Source organism: Rhizobium alarense, assembly GCF_021555155.1.
GTDB lineage: Bacteria > Pseudomonadota > Alphaproteobacteria > Rhizobiales > Rhizobiaceae > Rhizobium_D > Rhizobium_D alarense.
Genome location: NZ_JAKGBU010000097.1, coordinates 1 through 18,840 on the forward strand (window position 1 = coordinate 1; position 18,840 = coordinate 18,840).

Genomic DNA, 18,840 nt, shown 5'->3' on the forward strand with positions numbered 1-18,840 from the left:
TGATCAAGGCATGAAACCCCGCCGTCTCCCGGCGGCGCCCCTGCACCGTTCCGAGCTGCCTAATCCTCGGAACGACCCGTGGCGTCCCGATCGCGGTCGTATCGTTTCGTGAGCGGAAAGGGCGGCAGCCAGGACTCGCGACGGATGGTCCAGAGTTCGTAGGTCGGCGTCAGCTGGTCCGGGGCGTCCAGGGACCCCAGGTTCACTTCGATTTCGTCCGCGGTGCGTGCGAAAACCGATGAGCCGCAGCGGGAGCAGAAATGCCGTCCCGCATAATCGCGGGTTTCGCCGTCGATCGTCACCGCATCTTCCGGGAAGATCGCGGAGGCGTGGAAAAGCGCGCCGTGGTGCTTTCGGCAGTCGAGGCAGTGGCAGAGGCCGACCCGGTACGGGCGTCCGGACGCCACGAACCGGACATCGCCGCACAGGCAGCCGCCGGTGAATCGCTCCATACTGCATCTCCTCCAAAATCAAGCGGCCTGAATGGCAACAACGCGCAGCACTGTTCCTGCGACTGCCCGCAACGGGCAGGGATGAGGCCGCTTCTGAGGGTGGGGGACAGCGCTCGTCGCCGCCTTGCTCGAAGTGCCGTGCCAGATTTTCGAAACCATGTGGAATCGTCCCGCCCTTTGCCACTTCCGTCCGATTTTTCCGATTCAGCGATCTGTCGCGACGGTCTGCACCACAGCGCCCCGCAGAGCCCTCACCAGCTCGAATGCGATAACGCAAAACAAGCCGGTATAAAGTGTAACGACGAGGGCGGACGAGCCGTTCTCCAGCCCATTCGCCTGCAGCCAATGGGCAAACAAAAGCATCACCGGCTGATGCAGCAGGTAATATGTCAAAATACCGCGATTCAGGTAGTCGATTGTCGGGCTTCGCCGCACCACGTGCGTTCGCGCAAAACCGAGCACCGCGACCACTGCGCTCCACTGGACGACGGCATATGCGGCTATCTTCAATCCCTGGTACCGAAGACCGCCCGGGGCGTAGTGATCCGTGAGCAACACGGCCGCACCTATCACGGCCATTGTCAGGGCGATCCGTCGATACCGGGAGACGCCGTTCCAGAAATCCTCGGAACCCGTCAGAAAAAAACCGAATAAAAACATTGGCATGTACACGGCATGCGCGTACCAATCGTTCACCAGAACCAAACTCTCGCCAAAAATCGGCTCGAGAATCATCCTGACGACAAACAAATAGTACACCGGCAACAGAACCAGGTTTGGGCCGCGCATGATGGCACCGGCCGCCAAAGATAATTTTCCGGTTACCGCGGGCAAAACAGACAAGACCGAGGCGAGAATCAAAGTATAGATCAATAAATATGCCAAATACCAGACATGGTACATATATATATGAAAAATATTTCCCGTCGGATGCGCCAATTCTCCAAGTGTAAAATAATTTCGAACAACGTCGCCGAAGGTCATCCGCATGCCCTCATTGCCGACGAACTGGACGTACAATTGCGGGGGAACCAGAAACACCAGGCCCAGGAAAAGCGGGACAGAAAGCTGCCGTGATCGCCTCCGCATCAAAGCGCCTGGTGACACTTTCTTCGATATGAAGGCCGTCGCCACGCCGGAAATGAAGAATATAAGGGACATCCTCCATGGATGCGTGAACAGGGCGAAGACGTCCAGCCCCGGAACCTGCAGCCTGGCCTTAAAAACGAAATGGTGTGTGCTATAGATCATGCTTACGTGGTAGAGGACCAGAACGCCAAAGGCGATCACCCGAACAAAATCTAAATCGACGCGCCTTTGATCCGGCATTTCTCCGACAGCCCTCGCAACTCTCCGTTGTGGTTTAAACCACAGGCATTAACGGAGTGCTTCAACCAGTCCGCGCAGCGACGGTGCGAAGTCCTGACGTGGCATGTGGCGCGCGGCGATTTCCGCTTTCGGCGACCACGGGGTCGGCACGCCGCAGCCCGACAGTATCAGGGCCCGGCAACCGCCCAGCCATCCACCGGCGGATCGGTCACCTTCCCGCCCGCACCGGTTCCCGCTCCACGGCGTTGCGCGCATAACGGCCGGGCGGCTGGCCGGTGTGGCGGCTGAAGGCGGTGCTGAAGGTGCTTGCCGACCCGTAGCCGACGCGCTCGGCCACCTCGGCAATGCCGAGGGCACGGCGGCGGAGCAGGTCCCTTGCAATCGCCATGCGCCAGGCCAGCAGGTATTCCATCGGCGGCAGGCCGACATGGCGAACGAACCGGTCGAAGAACGCCGACCGGGAAAGCGCAGCCTGCCGCGCCAGCGCGGCCATCGTCCAGGGATGCGCCGGAGCGGCATGCATCTGGCGGATCGCCTCCGCCAGCCGCGCGTCGCCGAGCCCGCGCAGCAGGCCCGGCGACGCGCCCGGCATCTGTGTCAGCCGCAGCGCCTCGACGAGCATCACCTCGATGAGGCGGGCAAGCACCAGGTCCCGCCCGGCAAGGCTCGCACCGGCCTCCTCCGTGAGAAGCCGCGTCAGCACCGACAGGCGTTCGACGCCCCGGACATGCACCTGCGACGGCAGCAGCGACACCAGCAGGCCCGGATCGTCGCCGTCGAAGATGAAATAGCCGCCGAGCAGGCGCACGCTCGGAGCGACATCCGGCGTTCCATGGCGCATCTCCCCGTCCGGCACGGGTGAAAGATTCGGATCGATGAATTGCGGTGTGGCCGGTTCAAAACCGGACAGTGTGAAGCCCGGCGTCGTCGGGAGGAGAACGAAGTCCCCCTTTTCGAGCGTGAGGATCTCCTGTCCGTCGACGGCGAGACGGCAGGCGCCCTCCGTCACCGCGCAGAAGCTCGGATGGCCGAATTCGCCATAGCGCACAGCCCAGCGCCCGGCGCCGCTGATGCCTTTCGTGAACACGGCGCGCGGCCGCAAAAGGGTGATGACCTCGGAAAGGGGATCGGCCATTTCCGGACGATAACAAACAAAAAATGGACTATCAATTGCAGATCGTCCTGCAAGGTCGCTCTAAAGTGGGCTCGACATGCCAACAGGGAGATCACCCATGAAAACCGTTCTCATCACCGGCTGCTCGTCCGGCTACGGCCTCGAGACCGCCCGCCATTTCCATGCCCAAGGCTGGAGCGTGATCGCCACGATGCGCACGCCACGCGACGGGATTCTCGACCGTTCGGAGCGCCTGCGCATCCTGCCGCTCGACGTCACCAGCACCGGGAGCATCGCCGCGGCGTTGCGGCTGCCGGGCCGATCGACGTGCTCGTCAACAATGCCGGCATCGGCGTGGTCGGCGCCTTCGAGGCGACCCCGATGGCGCATGTGCGCAAGGTGTTCGAGACCAACACCTTCGGCGTCATGGCCATGACCCAGGCGGTGATCCCGCAGTTGCGTGCACGGCGGGCCGGTGCGATCGTCAACGTGACGTCGAGCGTGACACTTGCGTCAATGCCGCTGGCCGCCGCCTATACCGCCAGCAAGCAGGCGATCGAAGGTTTTACCGGATCGCTGGCGCACGAGCTGCGGCACTTCGGCATCGGCGCCAAGCTGGTGGAGCCGGGCTATGCGCCAACGACGCGCTTCGCGGACAATACGGGCGTGCGTATCGAGGACCTCATTCCCGAGGCCTATGTCGCATATGCACGACCCATCTTCGCCGGCTTCGCGACGCCGGCCCTGGTGACGCGGGAGTCCGACGTGGCGGAAGCCGTCTGGCAGGCGGCGAACGATGTCACCGGCCGGCTCCGGTTTCCCGCCGGTGCCGATGCGCTGGCGCTCGCCCGCGCGGGCTAGCGTGCAACCCCTACGCACCGGGGCCGCTGCCGCTGCGGCGCCGGGTGAGCCAGGCCAGATGGCGCAGCGGCGCGGTGAGCCGCCAGGAGAGGCTTTTTGCCATCCTGTCGGCCTTCGCCCGTGCGTCGGCCGCTGCGGCGGCAAGGGCACGGTTTTTCGCCTGGAGCTCGATGGCCGCCGTGTCGCGCTCCTCCAGCATGCGGGTGAGGATGACGAGTTCGCGTTCGCAGCGCGCGAGCTCCGCCTGGAGGTGGTCCGCCTGTCGCGTGAGATCGTGGACAGCCCGCGTCCGTTCCGCGATCACCAGATCCCTCTGGGTGATCTGTTCGAGATGATGCAGCGCCGCGGCGCCGGGCGCGTCCTCCATCGTCGGTCGCTCTGCGGTCATGCGTCGGCCCCCGTTCCTCTCGTCCTCCCAGCCGGACTAGGCATTTAAGCCCCCGCCGTCAATCTCCGCCTTGCGCCGGGCAGGCAGGGCGGGAAGACGGCGCGACTCGCCGTTGCACTTTGCATAACATGTTATATAATACGTTATAGAATGAGGAGGATGCGATGGAAGACGTCATGCGAACCCTGGGCTATCTCTGCCTCGGCAGCCGGATGAAGCGGCTGGGGGAACGGCTGCAGACCGACACGCAGCGGATCCTCGACACGCTCGACGCCTCGGTCCAGGCCGGGCAGCATCCCTATCTTGCAGCGCTCGACAGGCTCGATCCGATGACCGTCGGCGACCTGTCGCTTGCCCTCGGCCTGTCGCAGCCGGGCGTCACGCGCACCGTGTCGAGACTGGCCGAGGCAGGCTTCGTCGAGATCAGGACGGCAGACGGCGACCAACGGCAACGGATCGTCGGGCTGACGGCTGCCGGCGCGCGGCTCGTCGCCGAGGCGAAGCGCGGCGTCTGGCTGCGCATCGAACAGGCGGTGTCGGCGGCCTGCGACGATCTCCGCGGCCCGCTCCTGCAGCAACTCGCCGCGATCGAGGAGCGACTGGACGGCGAGCCGCTCGACCGGCGGGCGCCGGCGCGCAAGGCCGACACGCCATGAGCCATCCGCTCGACAACCCGATCTGGACGGCGCTCGGCAGCACCCATGCGCATCTTTCGCAAGGCGGCGCGCGGGCGCGGCGCTATCCGGGCTCCATCGTCCCCTTTGCCGCCACGATCGACGACGAAGAGGAAAGCCTTGCCGCGCTCGAGGCGCTTGTTCGCCCCGGCGAAACGGTGATCTTCCTGCAGCGGCGCGACGCGCGCCTGCCGGCAAGCCTCACGGTCGTCGCACGCGCCGCCGGCGTGCAGATGGTGGCGGCAGGCGCACTGCCCGCCGTGCCTGAAGGCGACCTCGAACCGCTCTGCGACGCGGACGCGGCCGAGATGCTGGCGCTCGCGGAGCTGACGAAGCCCGGCCCCTTCACGCTCCGGGCACAGGCGCTCGGCCGGTTCTGGGGCGTGCGGCGCGAAGGACGGCTCGTCGCCATGGCCGGCGAACGCCTGATGCCGGCCGGTTTCAGCGAGGTCAGCGGCCTCTGCACCCATCCGGATTGGCGCGGCCGCGGCTTCGGCCGGCAGCTTTTCCTCCATGCCGCCCATCAGGCCGTCGCGCGCCACGAAACTCCGTTCCTGCACGCCTATGCGACGAACGAGACCGCGATCGCGCTCTACCGGTCGCTCGGCTTCGCGCATCGCTGCGACATGCACGTTGCGGTTCTTGCCAAGGCTGGATGAACCGGCGCCGGCCGGCGCATATACGCGAAATTAAACTCGCCGGCGCAAAAAGGCTGGGAGAAGGGTCGGCATGCGGGTGCCCGGCTCGGGGGACACATCATGAGGGTAGCAGAGGACGCGATCGCGCCGCAGGCAGCACGGCGCGACGTGCGGGCAGTCGCCCGGCCCGTCACCTTTACCGGCCTTCCGGGCTTCTTCCAACCGGCCGGACCGGATGCGCGCGATCTCGCCGTGCTGCTGGTACCTCCTTTCGGCATGGAGGAAATGTGCAGCCGCCGCTTCTTCCGGCACCTCGCGGAACGTCTCGCGGCCGCCGGCTTCGCCAGCCTCCGCTTCGACCTTCCCGGAACCGGAAACGCAGTTGACGCGTCCGATGACCCCATCACGCTGGCAAGCTGGACTGCCGCCGTCGTGGAGGCCACGGCGGTGCTTCGACATCTCTCGGGCGTCCGTGATGTCGTGCTCGTCGGGCAGGGCATCGGCGGCGCACTGGTGCTCTCCGCACTGTCGTCGATCGACGGGGTCGCCGGCATCGGCCTGCTCGCGCCGGTGCTGAAAGGGCGCGCCCATCTGCGCGAACTCTCGCTGTGGTCCAGGGTCATCGACGAGGGCCTCGGCCTTGAGGACGCGCTGCGCGACACGCGCCCGGGGGCGATCGCCGGCCTTTCCATGCCGGAGGGCGTCGCAGCGGACCTGAAACGGCTCGACCTGACGCAGGCGCCGGTACCCGCCGTTCCGATCCTGCTCGTCCACCGTCCGGCCGGCCAGGCCGAGCTCGACTTCGCCGGACACCTGCGCGGCCGAACAGCCGACCTGCATGTTCTGCCGTTCGACGGCTATGACGAATACGTCCTCAATCCCCTGGGCCAGAGGCTGCCGATGGCCGTGGGGGACGCATTGACCGACTGGCTGGCGCCGTTGCCGGGTGCTGCGCGCCCCCCGGCACCTGCCCCTTCTTCGCCACTCGACACGCGGCCGCTTGCCGCGGCCGGCTTCCGGGAAACGCCAATGCGCTTCGGACCGGCGGACGCGCTCGCCGGCACGCTCTGCGAACCGACCGACAAGAGCAACGCGGTGACGGTGGTGATCCTGTCGACGGGCTATGACCACCAGGCCGGCTGGGCGCGGGGCTCGGTCGAGCTTGCGCGGCGGCTTGCGCGAAGCGGCGTCACCTCGCTGCGCTTCGACGGTGCCGGCGTCGGCGACAGCCCGCCGCTGCCGGACCGGCCCCGGCAGATCCTCTATCACGACAGCCAGCAGGCGGATGTCGCCGCCGCCGGCGCGCTGCTCGACCGGCTGGGACGGACCGGGCCGGCGGTGCTCTTCGGCCGCTGCAGCGGCGCTTATCTCGCCTTCCGCACGGCGCTTGCCGACCCGCGCTGGGCCGGCGTCGTGGCGGTCAACCCCTATACGCTGCGCTTCCGCGAACCGCCGAGCGAGGAAACGATCCTGCGCGTTCCGCGCTCCTTCCGGCACTATTCCGAAAAGGCATTCAAGGCGGAGACGTTTCAGCGCCTGCTCGCCGGCGAGATCGACCTGCGCAACGCCATGCGAAACGTCGTCCTGCGTGCCGGCCAGCGCCTTGCCGGCAGGCTCGCTCCGCTGCTCGGACCGCTGCTGCCGTCGGAACGCTGGAGCCGCCTCGTGCGGGCGGATGTCCGCCAGCTCGACGCGCGGGGCGCCCGCCTCTGCCTCGTCTACAGCGACGGCGACGAGGGGCTGGAGACCTTCCGCCAGCAATTCGGGGCAAACGGCGAGAGGCTTGCCGGCTCTCCCCATGTCGAGATGCATGTCGTTGCGGACGCGGACCACAATATGACGCCGAGCGCGAGCCGGAAGGTACTGCACACAATTGTCGAGCGCTTCGCGCTGGAACTGCAACCGACGAGCTGCGGAAGCGGCGCAAAGGACGTGTAACGCCTTGATCGGATGCGCAATCTTCCCTTCCGCCATTTCCGGCCCCCGGCATATGCGCTAGGATCGCGGCCGGCATCGGAACGGGAAGCATGAACCTCAAGGAATTCGCCGCGCATATCGGCCTGTCGCAAACCACGGTCAGCCGGGCGCTCGGCGGCTATCCGGAGGTCAGGCCCGCGACCCGCGAGCGCGTGCTGAAGGCCGCGGCCGAGTTCGGCTACCAGCCGAACATCAGCGCCCAGCGGCTGGCGACCGGCCGCGCCGGTGCGATCGGCCTCGTCTTCCAGGGCGACGGACGCTTCGGTCCGCATGCCAGCGAATTCCTCGGCGGGCTTTCCGGGCGCCTGCAGACGGACGGCATGGACATTCTCGTCGCGACCGTCGAGACGCAGGAGGCCGAGCTTGCCGCCTACCGACGCTTCGCGGCGAGCCGGCGGGTGGATGCGGTCATCGTGCACACGCCGACGCTCCGCGACCGGCGCATCGCGCTGCTGCAGGAGCTGGACCTGCCCTTCGTCGTGCATGGCCGCAGCGCGGCCGCCCGTCCCTTCGCCTATCTCGACATCGACAATTACGGCGCCATCGCCGCCGCGGCGCGCCATCTGCTCGACCTCGGCCACCGGCGCATCGCCCTCATCAACGGCTATGTCGAGAACACCTACGCGCGCGACCGCGAACAGGGCTTCCGCGATGCGCTCGAAGGGGCCGGCATCCGCCCGCCGCCGACCCTGCTGGCGTATGGCGCCTTCACCGACGAGGCGGGCTTCCGCACGATGCAGCGCTTTCTCGCGCTGCCGGAGCCGCCGACGGCGGTCATCGCGGGCTCCATGATGTCGGCGCTCGGTGCGATGCGGGCGGTCAGGATCGCCGGGCTTTCGGTCGGGCGCGACATCTCGCTCGTCGCCCATGACGACGTCTTTCCCTATCTCAGTCCCGACAACCTGGTGCCCACCGTCTCGACCACCCGTTCGCCGATGCGCGCGGCGGGCGAGCGCATGGCGGACATGGTGCTGAAGCTGCTGCAGGGCACGCCGCCGGAAGCGCTCCAGGAGGTCTGGCCGGTGGAGCTCGTCATCCGCCGGTCGACGGAACGGGCGCCGGAATGACGTCGGCCGGCGCATCGACCGCCATTTCCTTGCGCTCCACCTCGGTGGAGATCGCAAGATCGAGCACCTTCTGCAGCTCGGCGGCATGCCGGAAGCCGGGCTCCACCGGGCTCCTGCTCCTGATCGCGTCGACGAAACGCTGATAGTTCGTCGGCACCGCGCCCGCCTCGATCTCGCGCCAGACCGCAAGCTCCACGTCCTCGCCGAGACAACCCCTCAGGCTCGAGCCTTCCAGCGAATGGATCACCTCCAGGCCGCCCCTGTCGCCATGCATGCGCAGGCGCAGTTCGTTGAGATGCCCGGTCGCCCAGCGGCTCGCATGGATGACGCCGAGCGCGCCGTTGGAAAAATCCACGGTCATCGTGAAACTGTCGTTGGCATCGAGGTCGTAGTCACCGATCCGGTTGCCGGGTGCCTTGTCGAAGGCCTTCAGGCGGGCGAAGACATGCTCGACGTCGCTGCCCGTCGCATAGCTCGCGAAATCGAGGATATGGATGCCGACATCGCCCAACACGCCGTTCGAGCCGTGTTTCTTCGACAGCCGCCACAGCCACTGGCTCTCCGTCGACCAGTCGCCCCAGGCCTTGGAGACGAGCCAGCTCTGGAGATAGGACGCCTCGACGTGGCGGATCCTGCCGATCGCGCCGGACGCCACCATCGCGCGCGCCTTCTGCAGCGGCGCGACGTTGCGATAGGTGAGGTTCACCATGGTGACGAGCGACGGATTGGCCTCGGCCGCCCGCGCCATCTCGTCGGCCTTCAGATAGTTCTCGGCAAGCGGCTTCTCGCAGAGCACATGCTTGCCGGCGGCGATCAGCGCCAGCGTCGTGCGATGGTGGATGCTGTCCGGCGTGACGTTGGTGACGGCGTCGAATTCACCCCAGGCGATCGCCGCGTCGAGCGAGGAGAAGACCTTCGGAATGGCATGACGCCTGGCGAAATCCGACACCCGCGCCGGGTCGACGTCGACGGCGGCGACGAGCCGGACACCGTCGATCGCCAGGAAATGTTCGGCATGCGTATTGGCCATGCCGCCGGTGCCGAGAACGAGCAGACGGATTGCGGGTTTCATCGGTAACCTGCCTCACCGGCCTGGTGCAGCTTCGGGCCGCGCTCGACGATTGGCTCCAAAGCGCTTTCGACCGGCACGTTCGGGGCGTCATGGATCGCGTGGTAAGTCCCCTGCGGATTGTAGGCCCACCTGACGCCGTTCCGCAGCACCTTCTGCACCGTCGCGTCGTGATAGGTCGGATAGGTCTCGTGGCCGGGGCGGAAATAGAAGATGTTGCCGGCGCCGCGCCGCCAGGTCAGCCCCGAGCGGAACACCTCGCCGCCGGCGAACCAGGAGATGAAGACGGTTTCCAACGGTTCGGGAACGGAGAACGGCTCGCCATACATTTCCTCGTTCTCGAGCACGAAATTCTCGCCGATGCCATCGGCGATCGGGTGGCGCGGACTGATGACCCACAGCCGCTCCCGCTCACCCGCCTCGCGCCACTTCAATGCGCAGGGCGTTCCCATCAAACGCTTGAACACCTTGGAAAAGTGCCCGGAATGCAGCACGATGAGGCCCATGCCTTCCCAGACGCGCCGCGCGACACGTTCGACGATCTCGTCGGAGACGGCGCCGTGGTCCTTGTGCCCCCACCAGACAAGCACGTCCGTCTCGGCAAGCCGTGCCTCGGGCAGACCGTGCTCCGGCTCCTGCAGCGTGGCGGTCGAGGCGCTGATCGCGGGATCCGCGTTCAGCGCCTCGGCGATCGTCCGGTGCATGCCGTTCGGGTAGATGCCGCGAACGATCGCGTTGGTCTGCTCGTGGATGTTCTCGCCCCACACGATGGTGCGTATCGCCATGTTTCGGTCCTTCCTGCCGCATCGTCCGGACTTGCCGCCCAGCGCCTCCAAAATTTGAAAACGCTTTCAATACATCGGACGTTCTAGACCGCGGGCGGCCGTTTTGCAAGCCGGCAAAACTGGCCGTTCAATGGAACGTGGACTTGGAAAACACGTTGAGGACGGCGACGCCGGCGACGATCAGGCCAAGTCCGAGCACGGCGGCAAGATCGAGCTTCTGGCCGAAGCCGAAATAGCCGACGGCGGAAATCAGCACGATGCCGAGGCCGCTCCAGATCGCATAGGCGATGCCGACCGGCACGTAGCGCAGGCTCCAGGAGAGGAAATAGAAGGCGACGCCATAGCAGACGACCATCAGCACCGTCGGCGCCAGCCGGGAGAAATGCTGCGCGGCCTGCATGGCGGAGGTGCCCAGCACCTCGAAGAGGATGGCAAGGACGAGGACGGAATAGACGACGGTCAGGTTCATGGGACTGGCTCCGGCGCAAGCGCCAAACGGGGAACATCAGAGACGGGAGAGCGCGATCAGGCGATCCATCAGCGCCCGTTGTCGTTCCGGCCCGGGACCCGGGGCGTCGAGCAGTTGCGACAGCCAGAGCCCGTCGACGGCAAAGCGCACGAGTTCGGCATCCACCGAACCGTCCGTCGCGGCATGGCGCTCCGCCTGCCGTTCGCTCCACAGCCGCCAGCGCGCGCGAAGATGCGGCTCGGCGAGAAGCTCCGTCACCAGCGTCTTCCAGCCGTCGCTTTCGCCGGAATGCTCCGGCGAGAAGCAGACGGCAAGGTAAGCGCGGGTGAACCGCCCCGCCTCCGCCGGATGGCGCGCCATTTCCTCGTCGATCGCTTGCCCGAACTTGCCGACGAGATCGTCGAACATGCCGTCGAGCAGTGCCTGCTTGCTCGGAAAATGATGCAACAACCCGCCCTTGCTGACACCGGCCGCCTGCGACACCGCCTCCAGCGTCACCCGCGCCGGCCCCTCCCGCAACGACAACCGCGCCGCCACCTCCAGCACCTGCTGGCGAACGGCTTCCGGCTGCTTGCGACGCTGGTGGGCTTTGGACATGGGAGAAACATACCATCTGGACGGTTTTTTGTCAAGCCGATTCTTCTGCTGTCGGGAACGGGCCGACGAAGTGCGGTGGATAGGGAACGAAGGTCGGACTTCGGTTCCATAGCAAGACATTCTTTTCTGAGCAACAAAATCGACCTACCGGTTTGAGCGATGAATGCGTCATTGCAGTCACTGTGCAGAGCAACAGGATGGACATTTCCTACAAGGCTGCGAAATTGCATCAGAATGATTTGTGCGGCGTAAGCCGATTTGGAGAGATGATGGAAAGCGCCAAAATCAGGGTGGCAGAAGTTGCTGCTGAGATAGAGAGACTTGGCTCCCCCATCGCGGAACTGGAAAAACGTGTCAGAGCGATTATAGCCGCCCCACAGATAGCAGCATTAGAAGGACGGGAACGAGCGCAGACGCTACTACCTTGCGAAATCGCAGCGGAAGCCGTTAGTCGCTGTCAAATTTTGGTAGCTAACAACGTTGTGGTCTTGGAAACCCTCGGCGTTATTGCTCTGACCCGATACATATTTGAGTTGCTTGTGTGGCTCAGAACGATTCATCAAGTTCCATTAAAATCTCTTCGTTTCATTATGCTGTCGCTTAAGGACGGAGAGGATCACACCTCGGAGCATATCGCCCACTTGAACGCCGAAGCGCAATTCCTTGATGAGATCGCAGAGCGAGACGATATTGTGCCTGGAATGACAGCGCTTCTGGAAGAGCACGGGGAAAACCTGACGGCCGAGCTCGTTGCTGACTTCAATAAAGCACGGATGGAAGCAATAGATCTTGAAGCTCGACGCCATTTTGTCGCCTATGCGGCAGACGCCAAGTTCAACGGCTATAGCTTCCAAGCTTATCTAATTAGGAAGAAAGCGCTTCCAGAAGCCGAGGCTGATCTCAGAATAAAACAAAAGATACGCCTGGAGTTTGTTAGTCGCTTTGGTCAGTCACTCATAGACGAGGCTGGCGGCGTGAGTAAGTGGAATTGGTTCGATTCCGCGCGAGCGGTGGGCATGGAGCCGGAATATCAATATATATATCGTTACACATCGCGCCTGCTTCACGCGACCCCAACAAGCTTTTATACCAATTCCAAAAATCTTGAATTCACCGAAATGAGGCTGCTGTTGGAATATGTCTATGTCCGCCTTCTGGATGTTATCGACGTCGTCAGCGACATCGCGGTTCGCGCTGAAGACAAGCGCGGTTTGATTTTTGACTGAGGGTGACAAGCAGGCGGTGGCAAGATGGATCACCAACAGTCGTAAGGACCGGTTTAAGACTTATGGTGGACGCTGGTGGGGCAATGGGATGGCGCAAACAAGATTGTCTCACCGCACTGAATATTTTATCGAAGATAATACCACGCCCCCCCTACAACCGCCGCTCCGTCTCCGCATCAAACATATGCACCGCCTCCGGCGCAAAATCCAACCCGATCGTCTCCCCCGCCACAACCCCGCTGCGGCCGCTTTTGACCACCGAGAGCTCCGGCTCCGTCGCCGTCGTGATGTAGCTCGCCGACCCCGTCGATTCGACCACAGCGACGGGGACGCGGAGCCTTCCGCCTTCGGCTGAAATCGTCATGTGCTCGGGCCGGATGCCGGCGATGAGCTTGCGGCCGGGGGTGACGGCGGTGGCGACGGGGATGCTTTGCCGGTCGCCGAGGTCGAGAACGACGGAGCGGCCGTCCTCGCCGCCGGTGGCGGGGATGAAGTTCATGGCGGGCGAACCGATAAAGCCGGCGACGAATTTGTTGACCGGGCTGTCGTAGAGGTCGAGCGGGCGGCCCTGCTGCTCGATGACGCCCGCGCGCATGACGACGACATGGTCGGCCATGGTCATCGCCTCGATCTGGTCATGCGTGACATAGACCGACGTTGCGCCCAGCCGGTCGTGCAGGGCGCGGATTTCCTTGCGCATATGCACGCGCAGCGCCGCGTCGAGGTTCGACAGCGGCTCGTCGAAGAGGAAGGCCTTCGGGTGGCGGATGATGGCGCGGCTCATCGCGACGCGCTGGCGCTGGCCGCCCGAGAGTTCCCGCGGGTAGCGGCCGAGCAGGTGCGAGAGGCCTGTCGTCGCCGCGACCTCTTCGGCCGCCTTCTTCGCCTCGGCCTTCGGCGTGCCGCGGATGCGCAGGCTGTAGGTGAGGTTTTCCTCGACCGTCATGTGCGGATAGAGCGCGTAGGACTGGAAGACCATCGCGACGTCGCGCTTCCTCGGCGGCACGTCGTTCATCACCTCGCCGGCGATCTTCAGCGTGCCCGTCGAAATCTTCTCGAGCCCGGCGAGCGAGCGCAGCAGCGTGGACTTGCCGCAGCCGGAGGGGCCGACCAGCGCCGTGAAGCTGCCCTTTCGGATGGAAAGCTCGACATTCTTCAGCGCGTGATAGGCGCCATAGTGCTTGTTGACGCCGGTGAGTTCGATCTGGGCGGTCATTTCAGGGCTCCCGAGGTAAGGCCGGAGACGATGCGGCGCTGAAGCAGGACGAAGACGGCGAGGATCGGCGTCACATACAGGGTCGCGTAGGCCATGATGTTGTTCCACTCGTTGGTGTTCGGCCCCATGAAGGAATTGAGGCCGACGCTGGCGGGCTGGAGTTCCACCGCTTGGATCATCGACTTGGAATAGACGAACTCGCCGAAGGCCTGCATGAAGATGAGGATGGCGCTGACGAGGATGCCGTTCCTGGCGAGCGGCAGCACGATATGGAAGAAGGCGCCGACGCGGGAATTGCCGTCCACCAGTGCGGCCTCCTCCAGCTCCTGCGGCACGCTCATGAAGGTGGCGCGCACCAGCACGACGAAGAAGGGCATGCTTTTCGCGGCGATCGCCAGGATGACCGCAAGCCGCGGCGTGTCGAGCAGGCCCACCTGCGAGAAGCCGACGAAGATCGGCGTGATCATCAGCGAGGCCGGCAGGACCTGCAGCATGAGGATGAGGAAGAGGCCAATATCCACCCAGCCGTTGCGGTAGCGCGCCAGCACATAGGCGCAGCCGGTGCCGAGCACGGCGATGACGGCGACGGAACCGAACGCGATGACAAGCGAATTCCAGATGTAGCGGCCCATGTTGCGGCTTTCCCAGACCTGGCCGTAGATCTGCCATTGCGGGTCCCTGGGCCAGAAGTCCGGCGGGGTCGCGAACATCGCCGAGCCCGATTTCAGCGCCGTGATGTACATCCAATAGAGCGGGAACAGGTAGATGGCGGCGAGCACGATGGCGACGCCGAGCATGAGCCTTTCGCGGACGGTATCGCTCATCCCCTCACCTCGTGACGTGTGGACCGGACATAGACGATCGATGCGACCATGACGAAGACGATCATGATGACGGAAATGGTCGCGCCCTTGGCGAAATCGTATTGGCGGAACGACATGTCCCAGGCCCAGTATTGCGTGACGTTGGACGAATTGTTCGGCCCGCCGGAAGTGATCGCCGCGAAGAGGTCGAACTGCTGCAGCGTGAAGATGAGCCCGAGCGAGATGATCGCGCCGATCGAGGAGCGCATCATCGGCAGCGTGATCGTCCAGAAGCGCTGCCAGGCATTGGCCCCGTCCAGTTCCGCCGCCTCATAGAGATCGCCGGGGATCGACGACAGGCCGACCGACAGCAGGATCATGTTGAAGGACGTGCCGAGCCAGATATTGGCGAGGATGACGGCCGAGAGCGAATAGGCTGGGTCCGAGCGCCAGAAGATATTGCCCGAGATCAGCCCCGTTTCGCGCAGGATGAAGTTGAGCACGCCGAAGTCGCCGGAGAGGATCCAGTTCCAGATCGCGCCGACGACGAGGCCTGGCATCACCCAGGAGACGAGGAAGAGGCCGCGCAGCCACGAGGCGCCGGGAAAATTCGTCCAGAAGAACAGCGCCAGCCCGAAGCCGATCAGGAACTGGCCGGCGATCGAGGCGACGACGAAGATGCCCGTATTGGCGAGGATCGGCCAGGTCTCCGGCTGGGCGAAGAGGTCGGTATAGTTCCTGAAGCCGACGAAGGGCCGCCAGACGGTTCCGAGGCTGAACATGTCGACCTCCTGGAAGCTCATCAGCACATTGTAGAGCAGCGGCAGGCCGGACAGCATCAGCAGGAAGGCGAGCGGCAGCGCGACCAGCGCGATATCGAAGCCGCGTCCGTCGATCAGGCTGGAGAAAAGTCGCTTCATGGGCTCCTCCGCCTCCGTTCGGGGCCGCTCCGCATTGGCGCGAAGACGACCCCGCCGGGAGGAAAGTGTTGCAGTGTCCGCCGACGCATGTGCGAGGCACCGGACCCCTCCCCCTTGTGGGGAGGGGTTGGGGAGGGGAAGTCTCTATCCCTTCAGCGAGCCGGAAAGACCCCTCCCCTCCGCTTCGCTTCGACCCTCCCCACAAGAAGGAGGGTTGGGCGCCCGCCGCGCCGGCCTGCCCTATGCAGGAGCTGGACTGGCGGGGCAGCAGATCAGTCCGTCCTCAGCACAGGCAGGCTGGCGGACAGTCTGGCATCCGATCGGCGATCAGCGATCAGCCGAGCACGGCCTTGATCTTCTCGGCCGCCTGGTCGAGCGCCTCCCTGGAGGACATCTGGCCGGTCAGCGCCGCCTGGATGGCATCCTGGATCGCCTTGGAGATCTTCGGCCATTCGGGATGCGGGCCGCGTGGCTTGGCATATTTCAGCTGCTCGACGAAGACCTTGAGGCCGGCATCCTTGAGCGCCACGCCGGTTTCCGGGATCGCGATGTCGGAGCGCGCCGGAAGCTGGCCGAAATCCTTGAACATGCGGTTGTCCTGCGAGACGAAATATTCGAGCACCTTGAAGGCCTCTTCCGGATGTTCGCTATTGGCGAAGATCGCCCAGTTGAAATCGCCCATGGCCGACGAGCGCTCGGCGCCCTCTTCCGGCACCGGAAGCAGCGCCACGCCCCAGTCGAATTTCGCCTCTTCCACCATGCGGTCGAGTTCCCACGGTCCGGAGATCGCCATCGCGGCATTGCCGGAGTTGAAGGTGCCGGTCGAATCCCACTGGCTGCGCGTCAGCGTATCCGGCGAGGCGAGCTTCTCGTCGATGATCGTCTTCCAGGTGTCGAGCGCCTTCACGGCACCCTCCGTGTTGATGGTCTCGTAGCTGGCGCCTGCCATCTGCGCCCAGGGCAGGAACTGGAACGTGCCCTCCTCGTTGGCCTTGGCCGAGAAGGTGAGGCCATAGACGTTGGCCGACGGGTCGGTCAGCTTGCGCGCCGTCTCGACGAGTTCCGCCCAGGTCTGCGGCGGCTTGTCGGGATCGAGGCCCTTCGCCTTGAACATGTCCTTGTTGTAATAAAGCGCGATCGTGTTCGTCGCCTTCGGAATGCCGAAGTTCTTGCCGTCCCACATGGTCGAGGCGAGCGGACCGGGGAAGTAGTTCTCCGTCTTCACCACCTCGGATTTCGCGATCATGTCGGTCAGGTCGAGGAAGGCGCCGCGCGAGGCGAAGAGCGCGTGTTCCGGATTGTCGACGGCGATGATGTCGGGCGCCTGGCCGGTCGAATAGGCACGCATCGCCTCGCTGACCACGTCGTCGAACTGGATCTGGCGGAACTCGACCTTGATGCCGGTGTTCAGCGCGTTGAAATCCTTGACGAGGTTCGGCACCGGCTGGATGTCGCGGTCGAGCGCCCAGACGCTGATGGTGACGTCTTCCGCCTTGGCCGAAAGGCCGAAGATCGAGACGGTGGCAAGCGCGAGAGCGCCGAGCATTGCAGTCTTTCGGATACCCATAGTCTCCTCCTGTTGGTTATCCCGTTTCGGCCCCGCACCTCCATGCGGCCCGCATGCCTCACTCAGACCGGATCGGTGACGAAATCTCCGCCCCGGCATTGCTTCAGGTAATTCAGCCCGTGGACCTGGCCGGTCATCTCCAGCGCGTCGCGATAGACCGGATCGTGCCAGCCCTCGATGTCGATCGAGCCGGACCAGCCGGCGAGCCGGAGTTCGGAAATCACGTCCGTCCAGTTGGTGTCGCCGAAGCCCGGCGTGCGCATGAAGACGAACGTCTCCTTGCCGAAGATGCCGTGCTCGCGGATGACGTCCCAGCGGATCGTCGCGTCCTTGCCGTGCACGTGGAAGATTTTCGGGGCCCATTTGCGGATCTGCGGCAGGGGGTCGATCAGATAGACCATCTGGTGGCAGGGCTCCCATTCGAGGCCGATATTGTCGTCCGGCGTCTCGTTGAAGATCATCTCCCAGGCATCCGGATTGTGCGCGATGTTCCAGTCGCCGGTCTGCCAGTTGCCGTCCATGGCGCAGTTCTCGAAGGCGATCCTCACGCCCTTGTCGGCGGCGCGCTTCGCCAGTTCGCTCCAGATTTCGCGGTAGCGCGGCAGGCTTTCGGTGAGCGGCCGGCCGCGCAGGCGGCCGGTGAAGCCGGCGACGCAGGTCGCGCCGAAATGGTGGGCGTTGTCGATGCAGTCCTTCCAGCCCTCAAGCGTCTGAAGGTCGATGTCGGTCTCCTCGAGCGGATTGCCGAACATGCCGAGCGTCGAGATGGTGATGTCGCGGTCGCCGATCGCCTCGACGCAGCGCTTGCCGAGGTCGGCGAGATCCTGCCCGTTCGTCGTCTGCCAGAAGAAGGGCTCGAAGCTCTCGAAGCCCAGGTCGGCGATCTGGCCGATACGCATGGCCGCGTCGCCCTTGTTGCCGCTGACCATGGTGCCGATGCGGATGGATTTGGCCGGGTTCGTCATCGTCTTCCTCATGCTGCTATGGTGACGCGCCTGCGGTCGCGGGCGCTGTCGATCGCGCCGAAGACCATGGCAAGGCTCTTGATGTTGTCGCTGCCATCCGTCTCCGGCCGCGTGCCGGCCCTGATGGCGGCGACGAAGCTCTCGATGACACTGGCGTGGCCGTGCGTGTCGGCCGCGTGTTCCGGCTCCGGTACTGCAACCGGCTCGGTCGGGCGGAAGAAGCCCTCGCTGCCGGCAACGACACTCGCCTCGAAGTGCTCGGCGCCGTCCCAGAGAAGCGTGCCCTTCGTGCCGGTGATGCGCCAGGCGCTCTCCCAGCTCGTCGGCCCGCCCTCGGCGCACCACGAGCCGCGATAGGTGAAGACCACCTCGTCGGAAAACTCGAAGATGGCGTTGGCGGCGGCGCCGTGGCGATACCAGGAACCGGGCGGGTTGCTCTCGTGGCAATAGACGGCGAGCGGGTCCTTGCCGGAGATGAAGCGCGCGGCGTCGAAGGTGTGGATCGCCATGTCGAGCAGCAGGACGTTGTCCATCTTCTCGCGGAAGCCGCCGAAATGCGGACCGAGGAAGAAATCGCAGTGCAGGCCGGTCAAACGACCGAGCGCGCCCTCCTCGATCATCCGGCGGATGCGGCGCACGCCGGCGATGTAGCGGCGGTTCTGGACGACGGCATGCAACCGGCCGGCCCGGTCGGCAAGGCAGCGCAACTCGCGCGCCTCGTCG

The 18,840-nt window shown here is 64.8% G+C and carries 19 protein-coding genes and 1 pseudogene; 6 read left to right on the top strand and 14 right to left on the bottom strand.

The features are described from left to right. Positions 1-59: 59 nt before the first annotated feature. The 3 genes from LXM94_RS22280 to LXM94_RS22290 form a co-directional block, all read right to left on the bottom strand. The gene (locus LXM94_RS22280) at positions 60-452 is read right to left on the bottom strand and encodes a GFA family protein (RefSeq protein WP_235773671.1); all 393 of its coding nucleotides are present in this window, start codon (positions 450-452) and stop codon (positions 60-62) included. Between the two features lie 204 nt (positions 453-656). Beyond that, entirely contained in the window at positions 657-1,781 is a 1,125-nt protein-coding gene (locus LXM94_RS22285; RefSeq protein ID WP_235773672.1) for an acyltransferase family protein, read from the bottom strand. Positions 1,782-1,989: 208 nt separating this feature from the next. Continuing rightward, complete coding sequence (locus LXM94_RS22290; protein WP_235773673.1) at positions 1,990-2,916, bottom strand: AraC family transcriptional regulator; 927 nt, start codon at positions 2,914-2,916, stop codon at positions 1,990-1,992. 97 nt (positions 2,917-3,013) lie between these two features. Here LXM94_RS22290 and LXM94_RS22295 point away from each other — a divergent pair. Beyond that, a pseudogene (locus LXM94_RS22295) lies at positions 3,014-3,756 on the top strand (SDR family oxidoreductase). A gap of 10 nt (positions 3,757-3,766) precedes the next feature. Here LXM94_RS22295 and LXM94_RS22300 read toward each other — a convergent pair. Further along, positions 3,767-4,144, bottom strand: a complete 378-nt coding sequence (locus LXM94_RS22300) for a hypothetical protein (protein ID WP_235773674.1) — start codon at positions 4,142-4,144, stop codon at positions 3,767-3,769. 164 nt (positions 4,145-4,308) lie between these two features. Between LXM94_RS22300 and LXM94_RS22305 the strand changes: the two genes are divergently transcribed. The 4 genes from LXM94_RS22305 (at position 4,309) to LXM94_RS22320 (ending at position 8,500) form a co-directional block, all read left to right on the top strand. Next, positions 4,309-4,800: a MarR family winged helix-turn-helix transcriptional regulator gene (locus LXM94_RS22305; RefSeq protein WP_235773675.1), complete on the top strand. Its 492-nt coding sequence runs from the start codon at positions 4,309-4,311 to the stop codon at positions 4,798-4,800. Continuing rightward, positions 4,797-5,477, top strand: a complete 681-nt coding sequence (locus LXM94_RS22310) for a GNAT family N-acetyltransferase (RefSeq protein ID WP_235773676.1) — start codon at positions 4,797-4,799, stop codon at positions 5,475-5,477. Before LXM94_RS22305 ends, LXM94_RS22310 begins: the two co-directional genes overlap by 4 nt. Before the next feature lie 99 nt (positions 5,478-5,576). Further along, the gene (locus LXM94_RS22315; protein WP_235773677.1) at positions 5,577-7,394 is read left to right on the top strand and encodes a serine aminopeptidase domain-containing protein; all 1,818 of its coding nucleotides are present in this window, start codon (positions 5,577-5,579) and stop codon (positions 7,392-7,394) included. Between the two features lie 89 nt (positions 7,395-7,483). Then, positions 7,484-8,500: a LacI family DNA-binding transcriptional regulator gene (locus LXM94_RS22320; protein ID WP_235773678.1), complete on the top strand. Its 1,017-nt coding sequence runs from the start codon at positions 7,484-7,486 to the stop codon at positions 8,498-8,500. Here LXM94_RS22320 and LXM94_RS22325 read toward each other — a convergent pair. The 4 genes from LXM94_RS22325 to LXM94_RS22340 all read right to left on the bottom strand — a co-directional run bounded on the left by LXM94_RS22325 (position 8,466) and on the right by LXM94_RS22340 (position 11,420). Beyond that, positions 8,466-9,560 carry a Gfo/Idh/MocA family protein gene (locus tag LXM94_RS22325; RefSeq protein ID WP_408015683.1) on the bottom strand — a complete coding sequence of 365 codons (1,095 nt, stop codon included), beginning with the start codon at positions 9,558-9,560 and terminating at the stop codon, positions 8,466-8,468. The two genes, LXM94_RS22320 and LXM94_RS22325, sit on opposite strands and share 35 nt — an antisense overlap. An 8-nt stretch (positions 9,561-9,568) precedes the next feature. After that, positions 9,569-10,354 (bottom strand): ThuA domain-containing protein, encoded by a 786-nt coding sequence (locus LXM94_RS22330; protein ID WP_235773680.1) that lies wholly within the window; start codon positions 10,352-10,354, stop codon positions 9,569-9,571. A 127-nt stretch (positions 10,355-10,481) separates the two neighbouring features. Continuing rightward, positions 10,482-10,823, bottom strand: a complete 342-nt coding sequence (locus LXM94_RS22335) for a DMT family transporter (RefSeq protein WP_235773681.1) — start codon at positions 10,821-10,823, stop codon at positions 10,482-10,484. Positions 10,824-10,859: 36 nt separating this feature from the next. Beyond that, positions 10,860-11,420 (bottom strand): TetR/AcrR family transcriptional regulator, encoded by a 561-nt coding sequence (locus LXM94_RS22340; RefSeq protein WP_235773682.1) that lies wholly within the window; start codon positions 11,418-11,420, stop codon positions 10,860-10,862. A 197-nt stretch (positions 11,421-11,617) separates the two neighbouring features. Here LXM94_RS22340 and LXM94_RS22345 point away from each other — a divergent pair, with 197 nt between their 5' ends. Continuing rightward, positions 11,618-12,646 carry a hypothetical protein gene (locus tag LXM94_RS22345; RefSeq protein WP_235773683.1) on the top strand — a complete coding sequence of 343 codons (1,029 nt, stop codon included), beginning with the start codon at positions 11,618-11,620 and terminating at the stop codon, positions 12,644-12,646. A 151-nt stretch (positions 12,647-12,797) separates the two neighbouring features. Here the strand turns inward: LXM94_RS22345 and LXM94_RS22350 are convergent, their stop codons facing one another. The 6 genes from LXM94_RS22350 to LXM94_RS22375 form a co-directional block, all read right to left on the bottom strand. After that, positions 12,798-13,862, bottom strand: coding sequence for an ABC transporter ATP-binding protein (locus LXM94_RS22350; protein ID WP_235773684.1), 1,065 nt, complete (start codon positions 13,860-13,862; stop codon positions 12,798-12,800). Next, on the bottom strand, positions 13,859-14,686 hold the full coding sequence (locus LXM94_RS22355) for a carbohydrate ABC transporter permease (protein WP_235773685.1): 828 nt from the start codon (positions 14,684-14,686) through the stop codon (positions 13,859-13,861). Before LXM94_RS22355 ends, LXM94_RS22350 begins: the two co-directional genes overlap by 4 nt. Beyond that, a complete protein-coding gene (locus LXM94_RS22360; protein WP_235773686.1) occupies positions 14,683-15,585 on the bottom strand; it encodes a carbohydrate ABC transporter permease in 903 nt (300 codons plus the stop codon). Before LXM94_RS22360 ends, LXM94_RS22355 begins: the two co-directional genes overlap by 4 nt. Before the next feature lie 334 nt (positions 15,586-15,919). After that, positions 15,920-17,152 carry an ABC transporter substrate-binding protein gene (locus LXM94_RS22365; RefSeq protein ID WP_235773687.1) on the bottom strand — a complete coding sequence of 411 codons (1,233 nt, stop codon included), beginning with the start codon at positions 17,150-17,152 and terminating at the stop codon, positions 15,920-15,922. A 62-nt stretch (positions 17,153-17,214) separates the two neighbouring features. Beyond that, positions 17,215-18,117: a sugar phosphate isomerase/epimerase family protein gene (locus LXM94_RS22370; RefSeq protein WP_235773688.1), complete on the bottom strand. Its 903-nt coding sequence runs from the start codon at positions 18,115-18,117 to the stop codon at positions 17,215-17,217. Positions 18,118-18,125: 8 nt separating this feature from the next. After that, a partial coding sequence (locus LXM94_RS22375; RefSeq protein WP_235773689.1) for a Gfo/Idh/MocA family protein occupies positions 18,126-18,840 on the bottom strand: 715 nt, incomplete at its 5' end.